The sequence below is a fragment of the Stenotrophomonas maltophilia genome (genome assembly GCF_039555535.1).
Taxonomy (GTDB): Bacteria; Pseudomonadota; Gammaproteobacteria; order Xanthomonadales; family Xanthomonadaceae; genus Stenotrophomonas; species Stenotrophomonas maltophilia_Q.
The window spans coordinates 2,656,293-2,667,998 of sequence record NZ_CP154630.1; the positions used below are offsets into that span (position 1 = coordinate 2,656,293).

8 protein-coding genes are annotated in these 11,706 nt (G+C 68.7%); all 8 read left to right on the plus strand.

Annotated features, from left to right (window positions below; genetic code table 11):
* Nucleotides 1-219 precede the first annotated feature (219 nt).
* The 8 genes from AASM09_RS12290 (at nt 220) to AASM09_RS12325 (ending at nt 11,679) form a co-directional block, all read left to right on the plus strand.
* Nucleotides 220-2,352 carry a putative bifunctional diguanylate cyclase/phosphodiesterase gene (locus AASM09_RS12290; protein WP_100443524.1) on the plus strand — a complete coding sequence of 711 codons (2,133 nt, stop codon included), beginning with the start codon at nt 220-222 and terminating at the stop codon, nt 2,350-2,352.
* A 210-nt stretch (nt 2,353-2,562) separates the two neighbouring features.
* Nucleotides 2,563-4,119 (plus strand): CocE/NonD family hydrolase, encoded by a 1,557-nt coding sequence (locus AASM09_RS12295; RefSeq protein WP_238378609.1) that lies wholly within the window; start codon nt 2,563-2,565, stop codon nt 4,117-4,119.
* Entirely contained in the window at nt 4,116-4,814 is a 699-nt protein-coding gene (locus AASM09_RS12300) for a CocE/NonD family hydrolase C-terminal non-catalytic domain-containing protein (protein ID WP_238378610.1), read from the plus strand. The genes AASM09_RS12295 and AASM09_RS12300 overlap by 4 nt, the downstream gene beginning before the upstream one ends.
* 247 nt (nt 4,815-5,061) lie before the next feature.
* Nucleotides 5,062-6,192, plus strand: coding sequence for a flagellar biosynthesis protein FlhB (gene flhB, locus AASM09_RS12305; RefSeq protein WP_100443525.1), 1,131 nt, complete (start codon nt 5,062-5,064; stop codon nt 6,190-6,192).
* Nucleotides 6,193-6,236: 44 nt separating this feature from the next.
* A complete protein-coding gene (flhA, locus tag AASM09_RS12310; protein WP_180848854.1) occupies nt 6,237-8,297 on the plus strand; it encodes a flagellar biosynthesis protein FlhA in 2,061 nt (686 codons plus the stop codon).
* A 145-nt stretch (nt 8,298-8,442) separates the two neighbouring features.
* Nucleotides 8,443-10,065 carry a flagellar biosynthesis protein FlhF gene (gene flhF, locus AASM09_RS12315; RefSeq protein WP_100443526.1) on the plus strand — a complete coding sequence of 541 codons (1,623 nt, stop codon included), beginning with the start codon at nt 8,443-8,445 and terminating at the stop codon, nt 10,063-10,065.
* Nucleotides 10,052-10,939 carry a MinD/ParA family ATP-binding protein gene (locus AASM09_RS12320; RefSeq protein WP_049426835.1) on the plus strand — a complete coding sequence of 296 codons (888 nt, stop codon included), beginning with the start codon at nt 10,052-10,054 and terminating at the stop codon, nt 10,937-10,939. Before flhF ends, AASM09_RS12320 begins: the two co-directional genes overlap by 14 nt.
* Nucleotides 10,936-11,679, plus strand: a complete 744-nt coding sequence (locus AASM09_RS12325) for an RNA polymerase sigma factor FliA (RefSeq protein WP_005413248.1) — start codon at nt 10,936-10,938, stop codon at nt 11,677-11,679. Before AASM09_RS12320 ends, AASM09_RS12325 begins: the two co-directional genes overlap by 4 nt.
* Nucleotides 11,680-11,706 lie beyond the last annotated feature (27 nt).

Here is an 11,706-nt window from a genome sequence, read left to right on the forward strand (position 1 = left end):
TGCTCGGCTGCCATTGGCCGGAGCGCTAGCCGAGCATGGGCTCGGCTCTACAGGGGCGCAATTTCACGTCTTGCCGCTTGAAGTCCCCCCGGGTCCACGCGTTAGAGTGAATGCGCGGCGCCCAGGGGGACGCCGCGTCTGGTCGACGCACTGCGTCGGCCTGCCTCATGCATGCCCCACCGTGGTTTCCGTCGACAGGCAGGTCCGGGAGACTGACGAATGCTGGTAGGCACGTACAATCCTTGGCTGGTGGCGATCTCGTTGCTGGTCGCCGTGATGGCTTCGTACACCGCGCTGGCGATGGCCGGGCGCACCGTCACCGCACCAGGCAAGGGCGCGGCGTGGTGGTGGCGCCTGGGGGGCGGCTTCGCCATGGGCCTGGGCATCTGGTCGATGCACTTCATCGGCATGCTCGCCTTCGACCTGCCCATTCCACTGGGCTACGACCTGCCCATCACCCTGCTCTCGCTGGCGTTGGCGATCGCCTCGTCTGTGTTCGCGCTGTGGCTGGTGTCACTGCGCACCCTGCCGCATCCCCGCCTGGCCGGCGGGGCATTGCTGATGGGTACCGGCATCGCCTGCATGCACTACGTCGGCATGGCGGCCATGCGCATGCAACCCGGCATCGACTATGACCCGGGCTGGCTGCTGTTCTCGCTGATGGTGGCGGTCGCCGCCTCGTGGACTGCGCTGTATGTGGCATTCCGCCTGCGCGCGCAGCGCACCCGTGTCGGCGACCGCCTCGCGGCCGCCGGCCTGCTCGGGCTGGCCATCGTCGGCATGCACTACACCGGCATGGCCGCCGCACGCTTTCCGGAAGGCAGCATCTGCGGCGCGGCGGTCGGCGATGGCCTGCAGAGCGAATGGCTGGCCATGCTGGTGGTGCTGCTGACCGTCGCAATCCTGGCCGTGGTGCTGGTGGTGTCGTGGCTGGACCAGCGGGTCGAGGCCCAGCTGCTGCGCCTGCGCAACTCGATGTTGAGCACCTCCCTGACCGACGCGCAGCAGGAGCTGACCCAGGCTGCACTGCATGATCCGCTCACCCGCCTGCCGAACCGCCTGCTGCTGCAGCGGCGCATCGTGCAGGCGCTGGCCGAGGCCGAACAGGGCGGCAGCCGTTTCGCAGTGATGTTCATGGATCTTGACGGCTTCAAGCAGGTCAACGATGCCTATGGCCACCAGGCCGGCGACGCGCTGCTGGTGGCGGTGGCCGAGCGCACCCGCCAGCTGCTGCGCCCCCATGACATGCTGGCCCGCCTCGGCGGCGATGAGTTCGTGCTGGTGGTACGCATCGAGCACGACGAGGATCTGCCTACCCTCGCCCGGCGCATCCTGCAGGCGGTCGGCAGCGGACCGCTGCTGCCGGACAACGAACTTCAGGTAACCGCCAGCATCGGCGTGGCGATCTGCCCCGACCATGCTGCCAGCGAGCGGCAGCTGATGGCGTTTGCCGACGCGGCGATGTACCAGGCCAAGGAGTCCGGACGCAACGCCTTCGTGCTGTTCGCGGACTGGATGAACGACAGTGCCGAGCAGCAGTTCCGGCTGCTGGCCGACCTGCGCCGGGCGATCGGCAGCGACCAGTTGTTCCTGAACTTCCAGCCCAAGATCCGCGTCGCGACGCAGAAGGTGGCCGGCGCCGAGGCGTTGATCCGCTGGCGGCATCCGGAACATGGCCTGATTCCGCCCGATCGATTCATCCGCCTGGCCGAGCGCAGCGGCGCGATCAACGACATCGGGCGCTGGGCGCTGGACCAGGCCTGCCAGCAGCTGCGGCGATGGCACGTTGCCGGTCATGAAGGCTGGTCGATGTCGGTGAACCTGTCGCCGGTGCAGTTCAGCTCGCCGCACCTGCTGCAGGACGTGCGCACGGTGATCGAGCGCCACAACATCGCGCCACGGCACCTGGTGCTGGAAATCACCGAAAGCACGGTGATGCGCGATACCGACACCAGCCTGCGCCTGTTGCAGGCACTGTCGGCACTGGGCGTAGGCATTTCCATCGACGACTTCGGCACCGGCTATTCCAGCCTGCTGTACCTGAAGCGGCTGCCGGCCACCGAGATCAAGATCGACCACGCCTTCGTGCGCGACCTGGAGCACAGCGCCGAGGACGTGGTGATCGTCTCGGCGATCGTGGCGCTGGGCCATGCGCTGGACATGGACATCGTCGCCGAAGGCGTGGAAACCGCCGCCCAGCGCGCCTACCTGGAGCGTCTGGGCTGCGACTACCTGCAGGGCTACCTGCTGGGCCGGCCGGTCGATGCAGCGCGCTTCATGCAGCTGCACGACCTGCCACGGCCGCGGGTGGAACTGGCGCAGAGCCCGCCGCCGCAACACCCGCCCGGATAACGCCTCGCGGCGCGGCCGCCCGCCATCACGGAACGACTCCTTCGACACCCTCCTGTAGAGCCGAGCCTGCGCTCGGCTGCGCTTCGCGCTTGAGCCAACCGCAGCCGAGCATGGGCTCGGCCCTACAAATGCCCCGCGCCTCCTGTAGCGCCGAGCCTGCGCTCGGCTCCCGTATGATGGGCCGCGCGACCGTCATGCAAGGAAGAGCCCGTGGCCCTACGCACTACCCTTGCTGGCCTGTTGCTGGCCCTTGCTGTTGGCCACGCCACCGCCGCTGATCTGCCGTGGTCATTGCCAGCCGATGCTTCCCCGGTCCAGGTCGACGCTGCCCTGCAGACCCTTGGCAAGGGCGTGCTGAAGTCGCCCAGCCTGACCGACGCACAGCGCAGCCACGCGCTGCTTGCGCTGGACCGGACCAGCGAAGCGCGGCGATCGATCCAGCAGGCACGCGCATCGCTTGCAAGCGACGGTGATACCGCGGCGGTGCAGCGCTGGGTGCCGATGCTGCTGCTCGCCACCGCCGGCGAGCAGGACGCAGCGGGGTATGCGCGTGCCTTCCACAGCACCTTCGCTGCCCTCGACGACGTTGCCGCGGTGCAGGCCGATGCCGCGCTCTCGGCTGAGCCAGCCCCGGTGCGCGCGCAGCTGGAGCAGGCCATCGCCGCGCAGGCGGGGGCCGCGACCGTCACCGAGGCCGTCGCCCTGGAACTGCTGCGCCTGCGGGCGGTACTGCGTGCACAGACCCTTGCCGCCGCACTGGCCCCTGCGCTGGTCGCCGCGGAAGAGCAGCGTCGCTTCGTCATCGACGATGCCCTGCGCATCCCCGCCGGCGATGGCGTCGTGCTGTCGGCGCAGCTGGCACGGCCACGCGCCGCCAGGGCTCCGCTGCCTGCAGCAATGCTGTTCACCATCTACACCGATCCACCCAAGAACCGGCAGAAGATGCTGCTGGCCGCCGCACATGGCTACGCCGGCATCGTGGTCGATGCCCGTGGCAAGGGTCGGGGCATCAGCACCATCGCTCCCTATGAGCATGACGGCGGGGACGCCAACGCAGCCATCGACTGGATCAGCCACCAGCCGTGGAACGATGGCCGGGTGGCCATGTATGGCGGCAGCTATGAGGGCTTCACTGCCTGGGCGGCGGCGCGCCATCACCATCCCGCACTGAGGACCATCGTGCCCTACGTTGCCGCCATCCCCGGCCAGGGCCTGCCGATGGAAAACAACGTGTTCCTGAGTGCCAACTACGGTTGGGCGTTCTATGTGGCCAATGGCCCGATGCTGGACAACGACACCTACAACCAGAACGAGCGCTGGTCGCAGCTGCCGCGCCGCTGGTATGCCTCCGGCCGCCCCTACCGGCAGATCGACCAGGTCGATGGCACGCCGAACCCCTGGCTGCAGCGCTGGCTCGACCACCCGGCGTACGACGCTTACTGGCAGTCAATGGTTCCCTATGGCGACCAGTTCGACGACATCCGCATCCCGGTACTGACCATCACCGGCTACTACGACGATGGCCAGATCTCGGCACTGCAGTACTTCAAGGACCACCTGCGGCACCGCCCCGATGCGGACCATGCCCTGCTGATCGGCCCCTACGACCATCGTGGTGCGCAGTCGGCGGTCAAACCGCTGCAGCTGCGTGATTACGCGGTCGACCCCGCCGCGCAGTTCGATACCCCGGCAGTCACCTTCCAGTGGCTGGACCATGTGCTGCGCGGCGCGGCGCGCCGCGTCCTGCGCTGGTGCCCGACCGCGTGAACTACCAGCTGATGGGCGCCAACCGCTGGGGCCATGCGGCAACGCTGGACGCCGCCGCGGGTGCCCACCGCCGCTACCACCTGTCGGCCGCACCCGCTTCGGCCGATGGCTACCACCGCCTGCAGGAACAGCCGCCAGCGCCAGACCAGCTGGGGCAGACCGTGGACCTGGCCGACCGCAATGAAATGCGGCATGGCTACTACCCGTTCCCGATCATCGCAGCACAGGACGAAAGGGATACGGCGCTGTCCTTTGTCACCGATCCCTTTACAGGCCCGATGGATCTGGTGGGCAGCTTCTCCGGCGACCTGAAGGTCCGGATCAACAAGCGCGACTTCGATTTCACCGTCACCCTGTACGAACTGATGGCCGATGGACGCCGGATGCAGCTGTCCTACTACATGGGCCGGGCCAGCCACGTGCGTGACCCGACCACGCGCCAGCTGCTTCAGCCAGGCCAATGGACCCACCTGCCCTTCGACCGCACGCGCATGGTGGCGCGCCGACTGGCCGCCGGCAGCCGCCTGCTGGTGAAGGTGGATGTACTGAAGGACGCGATGCACCAGGTGAACCACGGTACCGGCCGCGATGTCAGCGACGAGAGCGTGGCCGATGCGGGTGAACCGCTGCGGGTGGACTGGCACAGCGACAGCATGTTGTCGATTCCGCTGCAGCCGGTGAAGCCGGACGGATGATTGCGCCGGGCACGGCCCGGCATTGCCCGTGCCGCCGCCCGCCATCACGGAACGGTTCCTGCAACACCCTCCTGTAGAGCCGAGCCTGCGCTCGGCTGCGCTTCGCGCCTGGGCCAACCGCAGCCGAGCGCGGGCTCGGCTCTACAAACGGGCATCCGGTAGATCCACGCCATGCGTGGATGAGCTACCCACCATCACGGAACGGTTCTTGCACGCACCCCGGCATCCCCTGCCGTAGTGCCCCGTGATGTCCGAGAACGAATCCGCCGGCGAAAAGACCGAGCAACCGACCGAAAAACGCCTGCGCGACGCCCGTGAACAGGGCAACCTGCCGCGCTCGCGCGAACTCGGCACGGCCGCCGTATTCGGCGCCGGCGTGCTGGCGGTGATGGCGATGAGTGGCTCGATCGGCCGTGGCGCCACGGCCTGGATGAAGCAGGCGCTGAGCCCGGAACAGAGCCTGCGGCAGAACCCGAAGGAGCTGTTCGGCCACTTCGGTGACCTGCTGCTGCAGTTCATGCTGGTGATCGCGCCGCTGGTGCTGGTCTGCCTGCTGGCCAGCTTCGTCGCCCCGCTGGTGATGGGTGGCCTGCGCTGGTCGCAGAAGGCGTTGCTGCCCGACATCAACCGCATGAACCCGATGAGCGGGCTCAAGCGCCTGTACGGCCCGGAGGCCATTGCCGAGTTCACCAAATCGCTGCTGCGCGTGGCCTTCGTCGGCGTCGCCGCCGGGCTGGTGGTCTGGAACGGCTTTGACACCCTGCGCGGGCTGATCCACCACCCGCTGGAGACGGCCATCACCGACGGGCTCGGCTTCACCCTGCGCCTGCTGCTGGCCACCGCCGGCGCCATGCTGGTGCTGGCCGCCATCGATGCGCCGTACCAGCGCTGGAACTGGATGCGCAAGCTGAAGATGACCCGTGAAGAGCTGCGCCGGGAAATGAAGGAAAGCGAAGGCAGCCCAGAGGTGAAGGGCCGCATCCGCCAGCTGCAGCAGCAGATGGCCAACCGCCGGATGATGGAAGCGGTGCCCACCGCCGACGTGGTGGTGGTCAACCCCACCCACTACGCGGTGGCCCTGAAGTACGAAGGCGGGGCCATGAACGCCCCCACCGTGGTCGCGCTGGGCGTGGACGAGACCGCCCTGCGCATCCGTGAGGTGGCCGACGGCAACAAGGTCGCGATCGTCTCCGCCCCGCCTTTGGCACGCGCCTTGTATCGGGAAGGCCAACTCGGAAAGGAAATCCCCGTGAGACTGTATTCGGCCGTCGCCCAGGTCCTGTCCTACGTCTACCAGCTGCGCGCCTGGCGCACTGGCCCGATGCCGGACGCCCCGCACATCCAGGTGGATGAATTCGGCAAGGGAGGCCGCCCGTGAGCGCCCAGCCCTCCGCCGGATTCAATACCCGCCGCGCCCTGGAAATGATCCGCCAGGGTCTTGGCGCACCGCTGATCGTGCTGGCCCTGCTGGCCATGGTCGTGGTGCCGCTGGCCGCGCCAGTGCTCGATGCACTGTTCACCTTCAACATCGCCATCTCGCTGATGGTGCTGCTGGCGGTGGTCTACGTGAAGCGCCCGCTGGACTTCACGATCTTCCCGATCGTGCTGCTGATCACCACCATGCTGCGGCTGGCGCTGAACGTGGCGTCCACCCGCGTGATCCTGCTCAACGGCCAGAACGGCCACGACGCCGCGGGCAAGGTCATCGCCGCCTTCGGCGAATTCGTGATCGGCGGCAACTACGCGGTCGGCATCGTGGTCTTCGCGATCCTCACCATCATCAACTTCGTGGTCATCACCAAGGGCGCAGGCCGCGTCTCCGAAGTGACCGCGCGCTTCATCCTGGACGCGATGCCCGGCAAGCAGATGGCGATCGACGCCGACCTCAACGCCGGTTTGCTGACGCGTGAAGAAGCCAAGCTGCGCCGTGAAGAGGTCCGCGAGGAAGCCGACTTCTACGGCGCGATGGACGGTGCCAGCAAGTTCATCCGTGGCGACGCCATCGCCGGCATCCTGATCCTGTTCATCAACATGCTCGGCGGCCTGGCCGTGGGCGTGCTGCAGCATGGCATGCCGTTCGGCGACGCCGCTGCCACCTACACCCTGCTCTCCATCGGTGACGGCCTGGTGGCGCAGCTGCCGGCCCTGCTGGTGTCCAGCGCGGTGGCGATGCTGGTCACCCGCGCCTCGCGTTCGCAGGACATGGCCCAGGCCATGACCGGCCAGGTGTTCGGCCAGTACCGTGCGCTGGCGATCACTGCCGGCATCATCGGCGTGGTCGGCCTGGTGCCGGGCATGCCCAATGTCGCTTTCCTGACGCTGTCCGCGATCCTCGGCTTCATCGCGTGGAAGGTCTATCGCAAGGGCAAGGCTGCCACCATCGATCCGGGAGCTGCAGGCAACGACGCCGCTGCGCTCAACGCATTGGGCCGCCCGGCCGCGCCGGCACCGACCGCCGAACTGAGCTGGGACGAGCTGCGCCCGGTCGATCCGCTGGGCCTGGAGGTCGGCTACCGGCTGATCCCGCTGGTGGACAGCAACCAGGGCGGCGAATTGATGGCGCGCATCAAGGGTGTGCGCCGCAAGTTGACCCAGGACGTCGGCTTCCTCATTCCGTCGGTGCATATCCGCGACAATCTGGAGCTGCCGGCCAATGGTTACCGCGTGCTGGTGCACGGCGTGCCGGTGGCCACCGCCGAGATCCACCCGGACCGCGAACTGGCGCTGGACCCCGGCAGTGCACTCGGCGCGCTGGAAGGTATCGCCGGCAAGGACCCCGCGTTCGGCCTGGATGCCACCTGGATCCAGCCGCACCAGCGTGCCCAGGCCGAAACGCTGGGCTACACCGTGGTCGACCCGGCCACCGTGGTCGCTACCCACCTGTCGCACCTGATCCGCGAGCACGCGCCGGAACTGCTCGGCCACGAGGAAGTGCAGCACCTGCTGGCCAACCTGGCCAAGAGCGCGCCCAAGCTCGTCGAAGATCTGACGCCGAAGGCGCTGCCGCTGTCGGCGGTGGTGCGCGTGCTGCAGAACCTGCTGGTCGAGCGCATTCCGATCCGCCAGCTGCGCAAGATCGCCGAGGCACTGGTCGAACACGCGCCCAGCAGCCAGGACCCGGCGGTGCTGACCGCTGCCGTGCGCACCGCGCTGGGCCGCTTCATCGTGCAGGAGATCGCCGGAATGTCGGCGGAGCTGCCGGTGTTCACCCTCAACCCGCAATTGGAACGTGTCTTGCAGGAGTCCACGCAGGGCAACGGCGCCGCGCTGGAACCCGGACTCGCTGAGCGACTGCACCAGAGCCTGGCCGAATGTGTCAGCAAGCAGGAAGCCCGCAACGAGCCCGCGGTCGTGCTGGTACCTGGCCCGGTGCGCGCCGCGCTGGCCCGCCTGGTCCGCCACAGCGTTCCGTCGCTGTCGGTCCTGGCCTACAGCGAGGTGCCGGAGGACAAGCGCCTGAAGCTGGTCGGAACGATCAGCTGACGCCGCCCTCCGATGCGCCAGAAAACAGACACCACTTTCGAACCAACGCAACAGACAGATACCAAGGGGAACCCGCACCGTGCAGACCACCGACCACCCGAGTTCCCCGACCGCCACCCCGCCGTCTTCGTCCCGTGACCACAGCATGAAAATCAAACGATTCGTCGCCGCCGACATGCGCTCGGCCATGAACCTGGTGCGCAAGGAACATGGTCCTGACGCCGTGATCCTGTCCAACCGCCGGATCGAGGAAGGCATCGAGATCGTCGCCGCGGCCAACTACGACGAGAGCGCCGTGCAGCGCGCACTGGAAGCCTCGCGTCGTGACGTCGCCCCGCCGCCGGCACCGAAGCCGCGCACCGCCGCCGACGCGGTGATCGCCGCGGTGACCCGCCGCCGCAGCGCTACCCCGGCGCCGGAGCCGGTGGCCGCCACCACCTCGGCCGTGGCCGCCCTCGCCCGCGCCGCGGTCGGTGCCACCGGCCGCACCCTGGACAGCGCCGACGAGATCGTGCCGACCCGCGGCAGCACCGGCTTCGCCGCGACCCTGGCCCGCGCTGCCGTCAACGAACCGGCGCTGCCCGAACAGATCTTCGCCCCGTTCGCCGAGGCCATCGTTGCACCGGCACCGGACGTCAGCGCGCCAGCCAACCGTGCCCGCTTCCAGATCGACCCGCCGCACGACACGCATCACGAAAGCGTGTCCCCCGCCGTGCAGCCGCCGCCGCTGCCGGGCGCGGCCGTCGCCGAACCGCAGCCGGCCATCGCCGCCCGCGAACCGGCGTTGGCCGATGCCAGCGTCGAAACCGCGCCGGAGCCCACCCTCGCCCCGGCCCCGGTGCTGACCGTGGTTGCCCAGGACGACGCCGAGATCCGCCAGCTGCGCCAGGAAGTGGCCGGCATGCGCCAGGTGATCGAGCGCGAGATGAACCGCTTCACCGACGAGCGCCTGCGCGGCTGCCCGGTGCGCGCCACCGCGCTGGACCTTATGGACGAGTACGGATTCGACGCCGGGCTGGCCCGCGACGTGGCCATGCAGATCCCGCTGGAGACCGAAGCCCACCGTGGACGCGGCCTGATGCTGGGGCTGATCTCGCGCAAGCTGCCGATCGCCCCGGTCGACCCGCTGGAAGAAGGCGGCGTGATCGCGCTGGTCGGCCCGACCGGCGCCGGCAAGACCACCACCATCGCCAAGCTGGCCTCGCGCTTCGCCGAGAAGCACGCCCCGCGTGACGTCGCCCTGGTAACCACCGACACCACCCGCATCGGCGCCCGCGAGCAGCTGTACGGCTACGGCCGCCAGCTCGGCATCGCGGTGCACGAGGCCAACAGCGGCACCGACCTGGACCAGCTGCTGGAACGCCTGAAGGACTACAAGCTGGTGCTGATCGACACCGCCGGGCTGGGCCCGCGCGACCGCGCACTGGCCGCCCAGCTGCAGTGGCTGCGCGCCGCCCGCCAGGTCCGCACCCTGCTGGTGCTGCCGGCCAACACCAGCTTCGGCGACATGGACGAGGTGGTCCGCCGCTTCGGCGCCGCCAACCTGCAGGGCCTGGTGCTGAGCAAGCTGGACGAGACCGGCCGCTTCGGCAACGCCCTGTCGGTGGCCGTGGACCATGCCCTGCCGATCACCTGGGTGACCGATGGCCAGGACGTTCCGGACGACCTGCACCGGGCCAGTGCAGCCAATCTTGTACTTCGCCTTGAAGATTTGCGCCGAGCGGCCGATATGCCCTGCAACCCGGAGTTGAACCATGCCGTCGCGTGAGTACGCCAAGCTGACCAAGACCTTCCCGCTGTCGGCCACCCGCAGCGAGCCGCTCGGCCCTGTGCGCACCCTTGCCGTCACTGGCGGCAAGGGCGGCGTGGGCAAGACCAATGTCTCGGCCAACCTGGCCGTGGCACTGGCCGGCATGGGCAAGCGCACGCTGCTGCTGGACGCCGACCTTGGCCTGGCCAACATCGACGTGATCCTGGGGCTGAACCCCACCTTCACGCTGGCCGACCTGGTCGCCGGCCGCTGCTCGCTGGACGATGTGATCGTCGAAGGCCCGAACGGCGTGCTGGTGGTCCCGGCCGCGTCCGGCCGCCGGCACATGGCTGAGCTGGCCCCGGCCGAGCACGTCGGCCTGGTCAACGTGTTCTCCGAACTGGAACGCGAACTGGACATCATGGTGGTCGACACCGCCGCCGGCATCACCGACGGCGTGCTGACCTTCTGCCAGGCCGCACAGGACACCGTGGTGGTGGTCTGCGATGAACCCGCGTCGATCACCGACGCCTACGCGCTGATCAAGGTGCTGTCGCGCGAACGCGGCGTGGACCGCATCCAGGTGGTGGCCAACATGGTGCGCGACCCCAACGAGGGCCGCGTGCTGTACGAGAAGCTGACCCGCGTCTGCGAGAAGTTCCTCGCCGATGTCTCGCTGAACTACCTGGGCTGCGTGCCGCAGGATGACTGGCTGCGCCTGTCGGTGCAGCGCCAGCAGCCGGTGGTGAAAGCCTATCCGTCCAGCCCGGCAGCACTGGCGATCACCGAGATCGCGCGTCGCACCGCACGCTGGCAGGCGCCAACCGAACCGCGTGGCGGCGTCGAGTTCTTCCTCGAGCGCATTCTCAAGCAGCGCGGGGTGGCCGCATGAAAGGTGCAGCCCAGTACCGGGAGGTCCAGCGCTCGGCGGCCAACGAGGTCATCGCCCAGCACTCGGACCTGGTGCGGCGCATAGCCCACCACCTGGCCGCGCGGCTGCCGGCCAGCGTTGAAGTGGACGACCTGATCCAGGCCGGCATGATGGGCCTGATCGAAGCCTCGCGCAGCTACGACGCCGACCAGGGCGCCTCGTTCGAGACCTATGCCTCGATCCGCATCCGCGGTTCGATGATCGACGAGATCCGCCGTGGCGACTGGGTGCCGCGCTCGGTGCACCGCCGTGCCCGCGATGCCGCCGCCACCATCCGCCGCCTGGAACAGAGCAGCGGCCGCGCCGCCAGCGCCACCGAAGTGGCCGCCGCGATGGAGATGCCGCTGCCCGAATACCTGCGGTTGATGGAAGACGCCGCACGCGGCCAGGTACTGAGCCTGGAATCGCGCATCGAGGACCAGGGCGAGCTGGACACCGTCGCCCAGGGCGGCCCGACCCCGCAGCAGGTGCTGGAGCGCGGCGAATTCGGCCGCGAGCTGGGCAAGGCCATCGGCCACCTGCCCGAGCGCGAACAGCTGGTGCTCTCGCTCTATTACGAGCAGGAACTGAACCTGAAGGAGATCGGCGCGGTGCTCGGCGTGAGCGAGTCGCGGGTCTGCCAGATCCACGGCCAGGCGGTGCTGCGCCTGCGTGGCCGGCTCAAGATTTTCGAGGCGGCGGACGCCGGCCTGGAAGAATGAACATGCCCGAGGCGGCTGCCCCCGGCC